Origin of the sequence: Mesorhizobium yinganensis (assembly GCF_040081985.1) — a bacterium.
GTDB classification, from domain to species: domain Bacteria; phylum Pseudomonadota; class Alphaproteobacteria; order Rhizobiales; family Rhizobiaceae; genus Kumtagia; species Kumtagia yinganensis.
Genome location: NZ_JBEBMH010000012.1, coordinates 49458 through 66055, shown reverse-complemented (window position 1 = coordinate 66055; position 16598 = coordinate 49458). Strand labels below are relative to the sequence as shown.

At 63.0% G+C, this 16598-nt stretch carries 10 protein-coding genes and 1 tRNA gene; 5 read left to right on the top strand and 6 right to left on the bottom strand.

The genetic code is table 11. The features are described 5' to 3' along the window. Positions 1-2 precede the first annotated feature (2 nt). Together ABMA59_RS21030 and ABMA59_RS21025 are read right to left on the bottom strand one after the other, a co-directional pair. On the bottom strand, positions 3-1847 hold the full coding sequence (locus ABMA59_RS21030) for an AsmA family protein (RefSeq protein ID WP_349007349.1): 1845 nt from the start codon (positions 1845-1847) through the stop codon (positions 3-5). 164 nt (positions 1848-2011) lie between these two features. Continuing rightward, complete coding sequence (locus tag ABMA59_RS21025; RefSeq protein WP_349007348.1) at positions 2012-2992, bottom strand: pyrroline-5-carboxylate reductase; 981 nt, start codon at positions 2990-2992, stop codon at positions 2012-2014. 163 nt (positions 2993-3155) lie between these two features. Between ABMA59_RS21025 and ABMA59_RS21020 the strand changes: the two genes are divergently transcribed. Next, positions 3156-5114 carry an acetoacetate--CoA ligase gene (locus ABMA59_RS21020; protein ID WP_349007347.1) on the top strand — a complete coding sequence of 653 codons (1959 nt, stop codon included), beginning with the start codon at positions 3156-3158 and terminating at the stop codon, positions 5112-5114. 608 nt (positions 5115-5722) lie between these two features. On the opposite strand, the gene ABMA59_RS21015 is transcribed toward ABMA59_RS21020, so the two are convergent. The 3 genes from ABMA59_RS21015 to ABMA59_RS21005 form a co-directional block, all read right to left on the bottom strand. Further along, complete coding sequence (locus ABMA59_RS21015; RefSeq protein WP_425475958.1) at positions 5723-7348, bottom strand: ABC transporter permease; 1626 nt, start codon at positions 7346-7348, stop codon at positions 5723-5725. A gap of 153 nt (positions 7349-7501) precedes the next feature. Next, entirely contained in the window at positions 7502-8551 is a 1050-nt protein-coding gene (locus ABMA59_RS21010; RefSeq protein ID WP_349007345.1) for a Fe(3+) ABC transporter substrate-binding protein, read from the bottom strand. Positions 8552-8811: 260 nt separating this feature from the next. Continuing rightward, entirely contained in the window at positions 8812-13257 is a 4446-nt protein-coding gene (locus tag ABMA59_RS21005) for an ATP-binding protein (protein WP_349007344.1), read from the bottom strand. Between the two features lie 276 nt (positions 13258-13533). Between ABMA59_RS21005 and ABMA59_RS21000 the strand changes: the two genes are divergently transcribed. Both ABMA59_RS21000 and ABMA59_RS20995 read left to right on the top strand, forming a co-directional pair. Continuing rightward, the gene (locus ABMA59_RS21000; protein ID WP_349007343.1) at positions 13534-13998 is read left to right on the top strand and encodes a phasin; all 465 of its coding nucleotides are present in this window, start codon (positions 13534-13536) and stop codon (positions 13996-13998) included. 232 nt (positions 13999-14230) lie between these two features. Continuing rightward, a tRNA-His gene (locus ABMA59_RS20995) sits at positions 14231-14307 on the top strand. 218 nt (positions 14308-14525) lie between these two features. Here ABMA59_RS20995 and ABMA59_RS20990 read toward each other — a convergent pair. Beyond that, positions 14526-14801 carry a glycine zipper 2TM domain-containing protein gene (locus ABMA59_RS20990; protein ID WP_349007443.1) on the bottom strand — a complete coding sequence of 92 codons (276 nt, stop codon included), beginning with the start codon at positions 14799-14801 and terminating at the stop codon, positions 14526-14528. 352 nt (positions 14802-15153) lie between these two features. Here ABMA59_RS20990 and ABMA59_RS20985 point away from each other — a divergent pair, with 352 nt between their 5' ends. Further along, positions 15154-16086, top strand: coding sequence for a DUF930 domain-containing protein (locus tag ABMA59_RS20985; protein WP_349007342.1), 933 nt, complete (start codon positions 15154-15156; stop codon positions 16084-16086). A 162-nt stretch (positions 16087-16248) separates the two neighbouring features. Further along, positions 16249-16596 (top strand): hypothetical protein, encoded by a 348-nt coding sequence (locus tag ABMA59_RS20980; RefSeq protein ID WP_349007341.1) that lies wholly within the window; start codon positions 16249-16251, stop codon positions 16594-16596. Positions 16597-16598: the final 2 nt, after the last annotated feature.

The window sequence follows — 16598 nt, the reverse complement described above, 5'->3', positions numbered from 1 at the left end:
CGTCAGTTCCCGCTTTCGCCCGCCTTCACCGGCGAGATGAACGGCGCGCCCCAGGAACCGCCGACGAAAAAATTTGTGTCGTCGGGTTGCTGCGCGCCCTCGTCACGCACGGCGCCGACGCCACCGGTCAGCGCCAGGCTGCGGTCGGAGTAGGACGCCAGGCCCGTCACCCACAGGCGGCGTTCGCCGAAGCGCGCTTCCGCTTTGTCGAGCGTGGTTACCCCGTCCGCTATCGTTCCCCGAACGTCTACGCCGTCGACGGCCAGACTGCCGCCTGCGGTCTCGTCAAGCGCGAAGAAGCCGCCCTTTGCGTTGCGCTCCAGGAAGGCTGCGAGATCGAAGGCCGAAAGCCGGCCTGCCCCGAAGCGTGCCGAGAACTTTCCCTGTCCGTTTTGGAACGCCGATGGGAGGGTTTCGCCACGTCCGGTCATCTCGATTGCGACCGAGCCGATAGCCTCGGGAATGAGCCGCGTCATGCCCATCGCGGCGCCGAAGGCTTCGCCGTTGACGCGCGAGGCCGAAGCCCGGAGCGTCGCCAGCGTGCCGTCGGCCTTGCGGTCGAAGCGCAGCCCAGCCTGGATCTCGCCGCCGAGGGCGCTGGCGTCCAATATGTCGAAGGAATCGAACTGGTCCTGCAATTGGACGGAGGCCGCCACGTCCGACATCTCGATTTTTCCCGCCGTCCCGCTGGCGGCCGAAAGCCTGAGGTCCAGCACAAGTCCGCGAAGCCAATGGAATGCGGGGGCCGGGCTTGCGCTCCAGTCCTGCGTGGCGAGCGGCAGAAGCGTATCGAACAGTGTGTCGAGATGCAGCGTGTCGAAGGCAAGCGATCCGGACACCGCTGCCTGCCCGTTCCGTGCCGTCAATTCGGCGGCGCCGGTTCCGCTGCTGCCGTCCACCTGCAACTGGGCGCTCTCGATCTTCAGCCGTGACGTGTCGCCGGATACCGTGCCCGACAGCTTGATTGACCGCAGGTTCTCCCATTCGGGCAGGGTCGCGCCGGCCCAGCCGGCAAGACGATCGAAGGAGGCTGTCGTGGCCATGACCTGGCCATCGATGAACGGCGCGCCGACGAGTTTGGCCATGCCGCTGAAGGATGTGCCGCCAAGCGCGGAATCGAGGCGGATTTCCACAGGCGCGGTGCCGCCGGCGAACAGCAGCATCGGCGCAGCGCTTTCCGCGTCGAGCTTGATCGTCTCGCCACGCCAGATGCCTTCGGCGACGGCGCTACCGGCACCGTCGAGCGTTGGCCAGTCGACTTTGCCGGCGATGCCCGTGACCAACGGCGCACCGGCTGCGGCGCCATCGTCGAGCAGGAGAGTGCCCTGCTCGATCCGGACGCTGCCGAACGGGCCGGATGGCATCAGGGCCATCAGCGAGGCCGGGTCGGCCTGATCGGCGACTGCGGCGTGCGCCTCGTCGATTGCCGCGCGGATGCGGCCCTTGCCGGCCAATGTCGCCCAAATTCCTCGTTCGGTATCCGCGCCGATCCGCAGCACCGGCTTGAAAAGGCGCGCCGAGGTGAAGACCGTTTCGCCGCGCATCGCGGCGAGCGCCGAGAGTTCGATGTCGATGCGCTCCACCGTCCCGATCGGACGCTCGCCGCCGGGACCGGCGTCGGAGAACGACACATCCCTCAGCACAGCCCGCAGACGGGGCCAGATGTCGATGCGGGGAGCCCCCTCGATCCTCACCCTATAGCCGCTCCACGCGCCGATCTCCTGGGCGATCCGGTCGCGGACGATGCGGGTGGAGGCGATATAGGGCACGGCGACGGCAATGATGACGATCAGCACGGCCAAAACGGCCAGCGCCCAGATACTCCTCCTCATGGTCTTCGCTGGCATATTTCGTCCGGCCGTATCGCTGCAAAGCGCGTCAGGCGCCCTGACGCATCTCCGGGTTTATCCGACCGTCACGGCATTTCAAGCCATTGTGGCCCGGCGATGGCGTTTGCGCAGGAGATGTGTGCCGGAACTGGCAGCCGCCTTCGGGGTTCCGTGTCGTTGATTCACGACGCCAGGATACGCCGATGCACGCCATCCAGGCTTTCAGCGAAGACTTCAAATACTTTCCGCTCCGTCAGTTCACGCAAGATCTGTTCATTGATGCCGCCGCGCGTCGCGTAGTCCTGTGCCAGATGCGTGAAATCCGCATCCGGCAGCGTCTCGGGAGCGTTTCCCAGCGCCTTGAACAGAGAGGCGATGTAGTCGCGCGCCTTCGCCTCGGCAACGCCATGGTCTTTCAGCCATGTGTGGATCGTATCGAGATACTTGAAATAACTGGCATAGGTGGCCGTGGCCACGCTGAGCGCATCGAACTCGCCCGGTTTCTCGACCTCGATCACCTTGCCCAACTTGCCGAAAAAAGCCGCCGTGTCAGGATTGGGCGGGTAGACGATCGTGGCTCCCAACCCATGAGCGATCATCGGCATGGGAAGGGCTTTCGTTACCTGCTCCGCGGGGGCGGTCAAGGCGGCGATATCCTCGCGCGACACGATGGCGATCAGGCTGACGACGTGGTGGTCTCGTCGAAACCGCAGGTCCCGAAGCACCTCCCGTGCGATCTGCGGCCGGACGGCGAGCATGACCGTATCGCAATCATCGAGAACCTCCTGATTGTCGGCCGCGACGCGCACGTTCGGATAGCGGGAGGCCAGGCCTGCGGCGATGTCTTTGCTGCGCGGCGACAGCAGAACCGAGATGTCGCTGGCGGCGACGGAGTTGAGCCCGGTGACAATCGCCGCCGTTAACGCGCCCGTTCCGATGAAGCCGAGTTTCATTGAGGTTCCCGCAATGCTGGTTTTACACGCCAATAGAACTACATGCACCGAAACCGTACCGGCATCTTGGCTGCGGCCAGATCTTGACCCCCACGCCCTGGTCGAGGGCAGTGAGGGAATGCATCGATCTTTCCACCGGATGACGGTCGTGACTATCGCCAGGCGTCCTGGTCTGGCATTCGCCTGCATCAGGACGCCCGAGATCGGCAAGGACATTGCCGGTAGCATTTGTGCTGTCGTTCATCCTCGTCTCGGGTCCCTATTGGCCCTTATCATCACGCCGGATTTCAGAGATACAAGCGGCCCCCGCTATCATTCTTGCACTTGTGCAGCGCAATATGCATAAGCGCCATATCATTGGGAGAGGATGAGCATGGCCACGATGCGACCGCTTTGGAAACCTGATGCAGAGCGTATTGCCCGGGCGCCGCTCACCGCCTTTACATGGCGGGCCGAACAGGTTTCCGGACGAAGCTTCAGTGGCTATGCCGATCTCCACCGTTGGTCGACCGAGGATCGAGAGGCGTTCTGGAACCTCGTCTGGGACTATTGCGGCGTCGTCGGCGACAAGGGCAGCCGCACATTGATCGACGGCGATCGGATGCCAGGTGCCGCCTTTTTCCCCGACGCGAGACTGAATTTTGCGGAAAACCTGCTCGGCAAGCGCGGGGAGGGCGACGCGCTGGTGTTCCGTGGCGAGGACAAGGCCGAGCAGCGCATGTCCTGGGACGAGTTGCATGCTCTCGTCTCCAAGCTGCAGCGGGTTTTCCGCTCGGTCGGCATCGAACCCGGCGACCGCGTTGCGGCGATGATGCCGAACATGCCGGACACCGTTGCTTGCATGCTCGCCGCCGCTTCGATCGGCGCGGTATGGTCGTCCTGTTCGCCGGATTTTGGCGAGAAGGGCGTCCTCGACCGCTTTGGCCAGATCGAGCCGACGGTCTTCATCGCGCCGGACGGCTATTGGTACAATGGCAAGGCTATCGACGTCTCCGCCAAGGCCGCGGCGATTGCCTCGCAACTCCCCACGCTGCGCAAGGTGCTGATTGCCGACTACCTGGGCAATGCCGCGGCCGCCGCGGCCGGCATCCGGGGCGCGTCCACGATTGCCGAGGCGGTCGCCGGTATGGACACGGCCCCGGTGACGTTCGAGCCGCTGCCGTTTTCGCATCCTCTTTATATCCTCTATTCGTCGGGAACGACGGGCATCCCGAAATGCATCGTCCATTCGACAGGCGGCACGCTGTTGCAGCACGTCAAGGAGCATCGCCTTCACGCCGGTATCGCGGATGGCGACCGGGTGTTTTATTTCACCACCTGCGGCTGGATGATGTGGAACTGGCTGGTCTCCGGCCTGGCTTCTGGCGCGACGTTGCTCCTCTATGACGGATCGCCCTTCCATCCCAATGGCAACGTGCTGTTCGACTTCGCGGACCAGGAGGCGATGACCTATTTCGGCACGTCCGCGAAATTCATCGATTCCGTTCGCAAGGCCGGCTTGCGGCCGGTCGAGACCCACGACCTTTCCACGATCCGCACGATTTCTTCCACCGGATCGCCGCTGTCACCGGAGGATTTTCAGTTCGTCTATGACGGCATCAAGACAGACGCCCACCTGGCCTCGATTTCGGGGGGCACCGATATCGTGTCCTGCTTCGTGCTCGGCGTGCCGACGGAGCCGGTCTGGATCGGGGAAATCCAGGGGGCCGGTCTCGGCATGGCCGTCAACGTCTGGGACGACGACGGAAAGTCCGTCAGGCGGGAAAAGGGCGAACTCGTCTGCACGAAGGCGTTTCCGTCCATGCCCGTCGGCTTCTGGAACGATCCGGATGGAAAGAAATACCACGCCGCCTATTTCGAGCGCTTCGACAACATCTGGTGCCATGGCGATTTCGCCGAATGGACGGAACATGGCGGTTTGATCATCCACGGCCGTTCCGACGCGACCCTCAATCCAGGCGGCGTTCGCATCGGCACCGCCGAAATCTACAATCAGGTCGAGCAGTTACCGGAGATTGCGGAGGCGCTCTGCATCGGCCAGGATTTCGACAACGATGTGCGGGTCGTGCTCTTTGTCAGGCCGGCCGCGGGCGTTGTGCTGGACGAAGACCTGGAGAAACGCATCCGCGCCAAGATACGCACCGGCGCCAGCCCAAGGCATGTGCCGGCCAGGATCGTCGCTGTCGCCGACATTCCGCGCACCAAATCCGGCAAGATCACCGAACTGGCGGTGCGCGAGGTCGTCCACGGCCGGCCGGTGAAGAACAAGGAAGCGCTGGCCAATCCGGAGGCGCTCGAACTGTTCCGCGACCTGCCTCAACTGCGCAGTTGAGGCCACGCTGCATGGTTAACCAATCCTGAAGTCTGAATTTACCTCGTTTTCAGAGGTGGAACCTTTCCGTAAAGTTTTTCGGGGTCCGGTAAGGTTCTGTTAACGAACGGGGGCGATAGTCGATGCAACTTGAGGGAGAGATCCCTGTCCTCCATGCCCTCGGTGGACGTCCTGCTTGCTCAAGCCCCGTTGTAACAGCATCCTAAATCTCAGGCGTCCAAACGGGCGCCTTTTTCTTTGCTGCCGATCGGCGTGGAACGGAACTCGGTCGAACCGTATAGCAATTCTGGAGCTGCATGCGGTGGCTGAGCCGACCGCTATGCGATCAGTTCCTGATCGACGCTCCTGTGTCGGTGCACCGGCTGCCAGCGTCAGTCTCAGGCGCCCGAAAAATGCCTTCGCGGCAAGCTCGCGGAGGGTCCGCGTCAGCTCTATGTCGAAGTTTGCGAGTTCATTTCCGGATAAGCGGATGAAATCGTTGAAGATTCCGAACTTGCCGCAGGCTCGGAGCGGTGACCCCGCAGACCGTTCGGGTGACGGCTCTCTTTAGAGATGCCGTGCAAACACACCTAGTGTGCACTTAAAGATAACATATAAAAATCAAAAGCTTAAAGTGATGCTTCCTGGTCTCCGGCCAGCGCCCGCGACAGAAGGATGACCGGAACGGTCGCTGTGGCGATGATCAGCAGCGCGGCGATCGCGCCGTCTTCGACGACCGCCCGGGACGCGTTCTCGTAGACCAGGGTCGCCAGCGTGTTGAAGCCGAAAGGTCTGAGCAGGATGGTCGCCGAAAGCTCCTTCACCGTGTCGACGAAAACCAGTACCAAAGCCGTCAGAATGGCCGGTTTGAGCAGCGGCATGAGGATCAGCGCCGCGCTTGCCAGCGGCGGCTTGCCGAGGCTGCGCGCCGCGTCGTCGAGGCTCGCCGGCAGCTTTTCCAGTCCGGAGCGCACCGCGCCTTCCGCCAGTGCCAGGAAGCGGATCGTGCAGGCGAGGATGACCGCCGCCGCCGAGCCGGTAAGCAGCAATCCCGTCGAAAAGCCAAAATATTCCCGTGAGATAGCATCGACCCGGTTGTCGAAGTGCGCCAGCGCATAAAGCAGGCCGAGGCCGAGGATCGTGCCCGGAAGCGCGTACCCGACCGAGGCCACACGCACCACCAGCGGCATCGGACCGGAGCGAGAGACCCGCACCGCATAGATCAGGAACAGCGCCAGCGAGACTGTCAGCAGCGCGGTCACGCCGGCGGTAAGAACGGTGTTGACGAAGGCCTTTCCGAGGTCGGCATTGATCAGATAATCCAGCCGTCGCGACGCATAGCGCCCAAACACCCAGAGCGGCACGCCAAACCCGACAACGACCGGCGCTGCGACGGCCAGCATGACCAAAGCTGCTCGTAAGCCTTTGATTTTCATGCGTGGCGGCCGTGCCTTCAACTGCGTGGCGCGGGTGTTGTGAAAGCGCTGCAGGCGCCGTGCGAACTGCTCGCAGGCGAGCAATGCCAGCACCAGCACCAGCATCAGCATCGCCAGTTGCGCCGCGCCCTCCAGGCTGCTGCGGTTGATCCAGGTCGTGTAGATCGCCGAGGTCAGCGTCCGCACGCCCAGATATTCGGCGACGCCGATGTCGTTGATCGTCTCCATCAACACCAGCACGACACCCGCCGCGATCGCCGGCCGCGCCACGGGAAGCAGCACCTTGAAGAAGACGCGCGCCGGCGACGCGCCCAGCGTGCGCGCAACGTCGCCGATGTTGCGGCCCTGCATCAGGAAGACCACGCGGCTGGTGAGATAGACATAGGGATAAAGCACCGAGGTCAGCACGAAAGCCGCGCCCGGCGTCGAGCGCAGATCGGGGAACCAATAGTCCTGCGGCGTTTGGAACCCGAAGACGGCGCGCAGAGCCGATTGCACAGGCCCGGTGAACAGGAAGAATTCGCCGAAGGCGTAGGCGGCCAAATACGGCGGCACGGCCAGCGGCAGCACCAGCATCCAGGAGAATTGTCTTCGCAGCGGAAAATCGAAGCCGACCACCAGCCACGCGGCCGTCACGCCGATGACCGCGGTGCCGGCTGAAACCATGGCGATCAGCGCCGCCGTCGTCATGGCAGCGGTCGGCAGCACGTTCGTGGCGAGATGCGGCCAGTCCTCGCCGGTGCCGGAAAGCGCGATGACCGTAAGCGTGACGATCGGCGTCAACACGACCAGCGAAACCGCGAGGGCGGCCGCGAGCATAAGCGGATGGCGCTGGCGCCGCACCGGAAGCCGGTTCGCTGCGCCGTTAGGGGTGGTTGTCGCCGCTATGCCCATGAAGCCGATCGTCGGGTGATCAAACACCAAAGGCCGGCCCGCTCGCGCGGCCCGGCCTTTGGCTGATTGTGTCGGTTATCAGCTGCTCGGACCGTCGTCGAGGCCAACGCGGTCGACCATCTCGGAGGCGGCCTTGCGGTTCTTGGCGATGTCGGCCAGTGGCAGCGTGTCGGCGGTCAGCGTGCCGAACGACTTCACAATCTCGGAGGGCTCAAGACCCGGTTCGACCGGATATTCGAAGGTCTGCTCGGCATAGACCTGCTGCGCCTTGTGGCTGGACAGGAACTGGATCAGCTTGACGCCATTGTCACGGTTGGGCGCGTTCTTGGCCAGCGCCGCGCCCGAAATGTTCACATGCGTGCCGCCATTCTCGAAGGTCGGGAAAATGACGTCAATGGCGTTGCCCCAGTCCTTCTCTTCCGGATCCTTCTCATTGGTACGCATCAACCCGACATAGTAGGTGTTGCCCAAGGCGATGTCGCATTCGCCGGCGAAGATCGCCTTAGCCTGCGGACGGTCGCCGCCATCCGGCTTGTGCGCCAGGTTCGCCTTCAGGCCCTTCATCCATTCCTCGGTCTTCTCCGGACCCCAATGGGCGATCGCCGCCGAGAACAGGGCGAGGTTATAGTCGTGTTGCCCGGAGCGGATGCAGATCTTGCCCTTCCACTTGGGGTCGGCGAGGTCGGCATAGGTGATTGCCGTGTCCTTCACCCGATCCTTGGAAGCGTAAACCACACGGGCGCGCTTGGTGACGCCGAACCAGTGGCCTTCGGGATCGCGGTATTCGGCCGGCAGGTTTGCGTTGACGGTTGCATCGTCCAGCGCCTGCGTCACGCCCTTTTCCTTGGCGTTGGTGAGGCGGGCGATATCGACGGTCAGGATGACGTCGGCCGGCGAATTCTGGCCTTCGGCGAGGATGCGGTCCTCGAGCCCCTTGTCGAGGAACAGGACCTCGGTCTTGATCCCGGTCTCGGCCGTGAAGGCATCGAGCACAGGCTTGATGATGTCGGGCTGGCGATAGGAGTAGATGTTGACGGTGCCGTCAGCGAGAGCCGAGCCGGCAAACAGCGTGGCAATTGCAAGCGCGGCGTAGCCGGCGATCTTCGACCGGGCACTTCCCTTGGTCATCGTTCTCTCCTGATCAGCGAGGGGTTCAAGGCCCCGAGGGTCGGATCTTATGCGGTTCCGTTTGGGAACGATGACCTATTGGCGACATTGCGCCGCGCCGTCAATACAAACACCAACAAATTCAATACTTTAGAAGAATTCTAAACTGGATGGATTTTCACAGCTTTTCAATAAGTTGAGCAAAATTATCCGGCTTTCCAGCCGCTGCCGCGACAGATTGTCCGCCAGAACATCACGAAATTTTGGGCCGTGGCGGCGGATCAGTTCGCCAGCACCCGCGTCGACGGGAATGTCACCTCGACCAGCGTCCCTTCGCCGGACGTGGAATTGATGGTGAAGCGGGCGCGGTTGGCCTCCACCATCGCCTTGGTCAGCGGCAGGCCGAGGCCAGTGCCGTCGCCGCGCGAGCGTTTCAGCGCGTTGATCTGCTTGAACGGTTTCAGCGCCTGCTCGATTTCGGCTTGGGTCATGCCGATGCCGGTGTCGCGCACCCGCATGACGACGTCGCCGGAAGGTTCGTAGGAGGTCGAGACGATTACCTGCCCGCCGGCCTGCGTGTATCGAACCGCGTTGGACAACAGGTTGAGCGCGATCTGCCGTACGCTGCGAGCATCGGCCACGATATCGGGCAGGCGCGAGGCGAAGCTGGAGCGGATGATCACCCGTTCGCGATTGGCCTGCGGCTGCATCATGGCGACCGTTTGGCCAATCGTCTCGTTGAGAGACACCGCTTCATAGGACATCTCCTGCTCGCCGGCCTCGATCTTCGAGATGTCGAGCAGGTCGTTGACCAGTTCGAGCACATGGTTTCCCGACCGGTTTATGTCGAGAAGATAGTCCCGATAGCGGTCGTTGCCGATGGCGCCAAAACGTTCGTCGATCATCAGCTCGGAAAAGCCGATGATCGCGTTGAGCGGCGTGCGGATTTCGTGGCTGATTCGGGCCAAAAAGTCCGACTTCTGCGAGGAGGCGCGCTCCGCCACCGAGCGCGCCTGGGTGAGTTCTTCTTCCGCGCGCTTCCACGGGGTGATGTCGCGCACGACCGCGCAATAACCGCTGTCGTTGGGCAGCCTGCCGATGGTCATGAACAGTGGGATGAAGCGGCCTTGCGATTCGCGGCCGATCACCTCGCGTCCATCGTTAAGGACGCTGGCGACGCCGTGGTCGGAGAGGCCGTTGAGGTAGTCGCGCGCCGCGCGCTGGCTTTCCATGGCGAAGAGCGAGACGAAGGGCTTTCCGCTGATCTCGTCGCTCTCGAAGCCGAACAAGGCCTCCGCCGGGCGGCTGATCGACCGGATCATGCCGTCATGGGTGATCAGGATGACGCCGTCGGTGGCCGTATCGATGATCGCCCGCATCTCCGAAACGCGGTTCTTAAGCGCCTCGACATCAGGCTGCTGAAGCAGGGACGCTTCAGCTTCCGAAACCTCGACCGCGTCGCCGGTGCGGCGGATGACCAGCATCAGGGCGTGGCCGCCGCTCCAAGGCACGGATCGCAGCAACGCATCGATTGGAAATTCCAGCCCATCGGCGGTTCGCAGCCTCAGCGACCGGCCCGATCCATCCTGCTCCTCATCTTGGTAGGGATCGGAGAACAGCGCGCCGAGGCCGCCCACCTCGCGAAGCGCGTCAAGCGAGGCGTAGCCTGTGAGGTTCAGAAATTCGTCATTGGCGTAGTGCAGCACGTCGCCGGAATGGATCAGCAGCGGCACCGGCAGGCGCGACAGGATTGCCGTATCCTGGAAACGCTTGCCGCTGTCCGGAGACGACGAGAAGGCCGACGGCATGAAGCCGCTGGTCTTGAGTTCGGCGATGGCCGCCCGCGCGGCGGCGACGGGTGAGACAGGCGGCTGGGTCGCACCGGAAATGCCGATTGTCGGCTCGGGCGTTTCCGGGCCGGCGACCATTTCGGCCGCCGATACCGGCAGGACCGGCGATTTGGCCTCGGTGTCGTCGATGGAAAACGTGTCAGTCCCCCCCCCCGCCTTATCCGAAGCCTGGGATGATAATTCTGGCGGCTGCTCACGGCCGGCTCCGGATTCGACCGGCGTTTGCGGGCCTTCGGACTGCTCGTTCAGATCGCTCTCGATCGAAACCGTGTCAGCGTCGGCCTCACGTGCGGACGCCTCCTGCCACGTCGGCTCGGCTCTGTGCGATGTCTCATGGCTGGCAACGATCGCGGCCGCCGAATCGGGCACGCCGGACAGTTCTGTCTGGCTGCCGTCAATGGAAACCGTATCGGTATCGGCATGCGGGTCACGCGCAGGCGCTTCCTGCCATGCCGGTTCGGTCATGGGCTGGACTCTGGCTGCATCGGGCGGCGATGCCGACGGTTCGCTGCTATCCACGAAGACCGTGTCGGCTGCCCTCGTTTCGGGCGCCTGGTCCGACTGTGTGGTCAGGTCGACCATTTGTCCGGCGGGGGCTGGATGCTCCGAAACCGCACCCGCCTCGGTGGCAATTGCGTCCGGCGTGACGAGGTCGCTGGCCGGCTCGTGCGCCGGTTCTGCGATCGTTTCGACGGAAGCGGTTTGATAGGGCGGCAGTTCGGGATGAGCGCTGGTCTCTTCATCCGTCAGATCGAGCGGAGCCTCGATTTTTGCTGCCGGTTCCGCCGATGCGGGCACGGCCAAGGGCGCGTCGCTGTCGTTCGCGGGCTCTGCATCAAGGCTGTTCTCGGCCTCGAGCGGCGCCTGCTCCGTAATCGCCGCCTTGCTGTCGTTTGCGGCGGTCACAGCGGTCTCGATGGCGGCCTCGGTGCCGGACTGACGGCCATCATTGGCCTTCTCCGATTCCTGCGCGCCTTCGATGCCGCCGGTTTTCCGTAGTCTTTCGCCGATCTCGCGAAAAGCGCTGCGCTCGACATTGGACAGTCCCTTTTCCGCGACCGGAGGCCTGTGCTCCGCAAGACGGATGATCTTGTCGCTGGAGCGGCGATCCAGCTTTGGCGCAATATTCAGCGCCGGTACTTCGCCCTGGAACGGATCGGTACTCGGGAGTTCTTCGGCCTTGGGTTCCGCGGGCCGCTCGACGGCCCTCGCAGTCGGTTGTGGTTTCGGAGCGGGTTCGTCGGGTGGAGCCGCCGAGCCGTGCGGCAATCCGACGGCGTCGAGGTTGACCACGCTGTCGGCCATTCGCGCCACGCCGAAACCGCGAAAACCTTCGAAACTGCGGTCGCGCGAATAGATCGGCAGGGCGGCGAGATCGACGGGAACTTTGAGGTCGCTGCCGGCGATCGGCCACAACACCGAGCGCCCGGACCAAGTGTCGCGGCGGTCCAGCAGGCCTGCGATCTCACCTTGCGGATCGAGCTTGAGCGCGTTCGAAACCTCTGAAAAGGGTTTTCCGATGATGTCGTCCGCCATAGCGCCAACCGCGGCGAGGAATTCCGGCGACACCGCGCTGAAACGGCCTGCCGCATCGGTCTTCCAGACGAAGCGGAGTGGCGCCGCGTTGCGGTTGACGGTCACCGTTCTGGCGATGGCGGGCACATGCGGTGGCATGCCTGGTGCGTCTTCAGGCTCGATCGCTACCTGCTCCGAAGCCGCCTCCACCCCAGCCATGACATCGGCCGGGGGCTCGTTCTCGGCCAACGGTTCTTCGGGAATCGCGTCGGCCAACCCGGCCGACGATTCCGAGTTCGAGTAATCTGCGTCGGCTTCGACCCTCGATGCCGTCAAATCCTGGTGTTCGACAGCGGCGGGCTTCTCCGCTGGGGCAGGTATATCCTGCGGTCCCCAGACATCCTCGATCGAAGGGACGGGATGCTCGTCTCCGTCGCTAGCTGCCACGCTTTCTAGCGTCGGGAGTTCTGCCGCCCCGGCACTCGTCTCCAATCCGTCCACCGCCGGTGCAGCCGCAATGATCTGCTCTACGGCCTCTGGGGCCATGGCGCGTGATTCGGCAGCCGCGGCCGCTACCGGAACGCTCTCGCCCCCGGACTGTATCTCGGCAGAAACAGCTTCGCCCGCGCCGGGCTCCATGCCAATAGGCGCGCGCTCTGCCGCATCGGCCGCTTCCGGAGCTTCTTCGCCATCGGCCGCCTGGCCCTCATCGATCATCACCAGGAGATGCCGCGCCGGATTGTCGCGCAACCGGGCGATCCCCGCGGGAAGGCGCGACGACCCAGTCGAGATGATCTTCTTGACGAGGCGATCGGTCTCTCCGGCGACTTCCGTCACCAGATCGGCCAGCACCTGCCTGGAAACATGGCGTACAAAAAAATCCGGCGACGCCGCCTCGACCACGCCATCGCCGTCGAGGAACGCGACGAGATGGCCGGGTTCGGTGAAGCCGCCGATGGCGCGCGCCGCGATTTCGGTTTCCGGTGCACCGGCAAGGCCGGCCGGCACGGCCAGCATGATCGCATTCTCGCCGTCGGGCAGGGAAATCGCGCTTGCCGAAAACCCCATGGCGCGGCTGTCCAGCCCTTGCGCGAGCCGCACCGTGATGGCCCGGTCGCGCCCAATGGCGGGAAAGCCCTTCGTTGCCATGATCTGTCTGCGCGCGGCAAAGCCCAGCCCGCTTTCGGCACCGACGATCCGCTCTATGTCGGCATGGCCGAACACTGCTGCGCCCGGCCCGTTGGCCCACACCACCTCGGCAAGATCGGTCGACAGGATGACGATCGCGTCGCCCGCGGCGAAGCGCTCTCGCACGCCGTCGAGGACGGCGACGTCGATGAACGAATAGGCGGCCGATGGCATGTTGGACTTTTGCCCCTCCGCGGCGCGGAACCCCTGACAGTTAATGCATCGTTAATAAAAGTTGGGCGCTTCCACGTCCACTGCGCCGCTATGGGAAGCCCGAATTTCTGGGCATTTGGTTAATCCCAGACAGGTTTCAACCGGAATTTCGCTTTCTGCACAGAGGCTTATGCTGCGTCGCAATATTTATGTTGCAATGCAGCATAAATCGCGCTATATGGTGCTTACACATGAATGAGACGGCAACTTCAGTCGTCCCCGAAATAGGATGGAAAAATGTCCAAGACCGCAACCAAGCCTGCTGAATTTCTCCAGAACGTCGAATTCCCTGCCTTCGATGCCTCCAAGGCCACCGACCAGTTCCGCGCCTTCGCGGAGAAGGGCGTCGAGCAGTCGAAAGAAGCATACGCCAAGCTGAAGTCCGGCGCCGAGAGCACCCAGAAGGCCGTTGAGACCACTGTCGAGACCGCCAAGGCCGCCGGCAGCGACCTGTCGCTGAAGACCATCGCCGCGCTGCGCACCAATGCCGAGCTTGGCTTCTCGCATCTCGAAGCGCTGGTCGGCGTCAAGTCGATCTCCGAACTGATCGAGTTGCAGACCGCTTTCGTCCGCAAGGGCGTCGAGACCGCCGTGGCCCAGGCCAAGGACCTTCAGACCGCCAGCACCAAGGCTGCCGAGGACGTCTCGAAGCCGCTGAAGGACGTGTTCGAGAAGGCCTTCAAGGAAATCAAGGTCGCCTGATTTCAGGCGACTGAAGTTACCCGCGGGGCGGTTCCTCCTCCCTCTGCCCTGTGGGATTTGCCGCCAGTACCTCCTCCCTCTGGCGCGACATAGGAAAAGGCCGGCACCTCCTCGCGCCGGCCTTTTCTTTTGCGGCTTGAAATGCCGCGCATTTGCTCTTATGCACACCCCGCAAGCGACGCTTCCCTGTCGATGAGCCGGGAACGTTGCGGAATGCCTTCGCGCAGCATGTGCGGTTGTAGCTCAGATGGTTAGAGCGCCGGATTGTGGATCCGGAGGTCCTCGGTTCGATCCCGAGCAACCGTACCATTTTTTCGCGATGAATTTTCAGGGTATTGGCGAGGCTTTTCCGATTCAAGCCGCGCCTTGCTGTGGCCTGGTGCTCCTGCTTCCCTGGGAATCCCCGTTGGCTCCCGGCCATTCATGCGGCGCAACTGCGTCATGAACGAATAGTCGTTGGCACGGTGGCGGCCCGTGCCATGGTCCAGGATATCCTCTACGTTGTCACGAAAGCCAAGCGGCTATCGTCAGCAGCGCGCCGTATAGATCGTGCCGTCCGGACGCTGGTAACGACAGTAGCGAGCGCTCTGGGGGGTGGATGCCGTGCCGACAACCGCCCCGAGCAGGGCTCCCGCGCCGGCCCCAACGACGGTGCTGGCCGTGTTGCGTCCAATGGCCTGTCCGGCCAACGCTCCCGCGCCGGCCCCTATCAGCGCGCCCGTTCCTGCCCGCTGTTCCTGTTCGGTGGCAGCGCAGCCGGCAAGGGCGGCGGCAAACAAGCAGCACGCGATTCCACGTGTCATGGCGTTCATATCATAACTCCTTTTCGGTGTGGTGATAGGTCGTGGTGCTTATCTGATTGCCGGGCGATGGTGACAACTCCTGCTTGCGTAACATCATGCCAAGCGACCTAAAATCTTTTTGCGTCCCCATGCGAAAGACTCAAAGAGTGCAGAATCCAAAACTTTGTCTATCCGTCCCGAATTCAAGGGCAGGCACTGACTTTTCTTCACATTTCGACCGATGAGGATTTGATGTCACGCAGGGCATGTCGACATGGGGAGACCGGTGCGCCCTTCCGAAGGCGATAGGGCGCCGCCTGTTCGGGAGCTTCGGGCAGGTGAGTTTTTCGGCATCCGATGGCATGGACGCTTGATGCCGGCGCCATTTCTCTCCACATCGGTTGCGATGATGGACCGGGTACGAGATCAACGCTGGCTATTCACGTGGGGCTTGTCCGCCTCCGTTGCCCTGCATCTGCTAGCCGCGGCGTTTTTGATGTTCGAACTGCCGGAATCACTCCAGGCGGCGCAGCAAGAGCAGGCGATAAAGGTTGACCTCGTGCCACCGCCCAAACCGCCGGAACAGACCAAGGTTGAACCTCCGCCGCCTGCGCAAAAACCCAAGCCCGAGGAACCCCGGCAAGCCAAAGCCGAGACGCCGCCTGTGGCAAGCAAGGACACCGCGCCGCCTCCGCCTTCGCCTGCCTTGAGGCCGGTCGTCCAGTTCGGCGAAAAGGACGCCGGTCCACGCGAGGCTCTTGATGGCAACAGTGCGGAGGATGGTTCATCGGCGCCGTCGGCACCACGCAACCCGGACAAAGAGGAACTTGCCGAGCCGCCGATTGTGACCGCGGCCGGCGCGCCGAACAAGGTTCCACCGCCTGGGACGCCCGGCGCGAAGGCGCCCGAGGTCGCAAAGCCGGTTGAGGCGCAAGAAAACCCAAAACTTCAGAAGGCTAAGAAGCTGTTCTCGCGAAATGCAGGTGGCGATCTGATCGCGACAACTGCGATGGGTGAGATGCCCCGCAGTGCCAGAGCAGGTGAGTTGTGCGCGACGGAACTCCGCCAGCAGTTGCTGAATGCTTCGCCGCCCTATCTTCCTGAATTCGTGCCGCGCTATGGTCTCAAGGACGGTACGGTAATCGAGTACCGTAGGGCGGCCTTCCGTAGCGGCGGGCAATGGTACAATTTGAGCTTTCGTTGCGAGGTGGATTCGGACGCGATGACGGTTGTGTCCTTCGCCTTCGGTGTTGGGGACTTGGTCCCGCGCAGCGAATGGAAGCGACGCGGGCTGCCTACGCAGTAGCGACTGAGACGTGAACCGCCAGAACTTCAAGGGGAGCTACCCTTGAGTCTGCGACGTAGCAACGACTTTGTTCGCACGGGATAGTCCCTCGAATGTTTGAGGGGTCTGTTGAGTGCGGACCGGAAATCCGCTTAGAGTTCCAGGCATAAGGGACGAATAATGATGCGAGCGAAGATTCTGTTCGGCGGCCTGGTCTGCCTGGCGCTGACGGCCTGTCAGTCCGTTTTGGGATATGAAACCACTCCCGCCGATGAGGTAATCACGGCGGACGGCCTCTACCGGGTGTTCGAGCATCCGAAGCGGGATCGCATCATGGTGAAGCCGAGCCCTGCCGGAATCGTGTCGGCCATGCCGGGGTATCCCTCATACACCTCCGACGAGGCAGGCAGACAGGCGGTCGCCGCCCGACGCTATCTCGACGATACCGGGCGTTCAAAGTGCCCGATCATATTCGCCAGGGAGATCTCCGGGCCTCAGTTCGAATTCAGGTTCAACTGCCCGGACGCATAAGC

Excerpts from the sequence above, each read along its gene's own strand:
- ABMA59_RS20985 (WP_349007342.1), top strand. The coding sequence starts at position 15,154 with ATGCCGGCGCCATTTCTCTCCACATCGGTTGCGATGATGGACCGGGTA.
- ABMA59_RS20980 (WP_349007341.1), top strand. The coding sequence starts at position 16,249 with ATGCGAGCGAAGATTCTGTTCGGCGGCCTGGTCTGCCTGGCGCTGACG.
- ABMA59_RS21010 (WP_349007345.1), bottom strand. The coding sequence starts at position 8,551 with ATGACCAAGGGAAGTGCCCGGTCGAAGATCGCCGGCTACGCCGCGCTT.
- ABMA59_RS21030 (WP_349007349.1), bottom strand. The coding sequence starts at position 1,847 with ATGCCAGCGAAGACCATGAGGAGGAGTATCTGGGCGCTGGCCGTTTTG.
- ABMA59_RS20990 (WP_349007443.1), bottom strand. The coding sequence starts at position 14,801 with ATGACACGTGGAATCGCGTGCTGCTTGTTTGCCGCCGCCCTTGCCGGC.
- ABMA59_RS21000 (WP_349007343.1), top strand. The coding sequence starts at position 13,534 with ATGTCCAAGACCGCAACCAAGCCTGCTGAATTTCTCCAGAACGTCGAA.
- ABMA59_RS21005 (WP_349007344.1), bottom strand. The coding sequence starts at position 13,257 with ATGCCATCGGCCGCCTATTCGTTCATCGACGTCGCCGTCCTCGACGGC.
- ABMA59_RS21020 (WP_349007347.1), top strand. The coding sequence starts at position 3,156 with ATGGCCACGATGCGACCGCTTTGGAAACCTGATGCAGAGCGTATTGCC.
- ABMA59_RS21015 (WP_425475958.1), bottom strand. The coding sequence starts at position 7,348 with ATGCTCGCGGCCGCCCTCGCGGTTTCGCTGGTCGTGTTGACGCCGATC.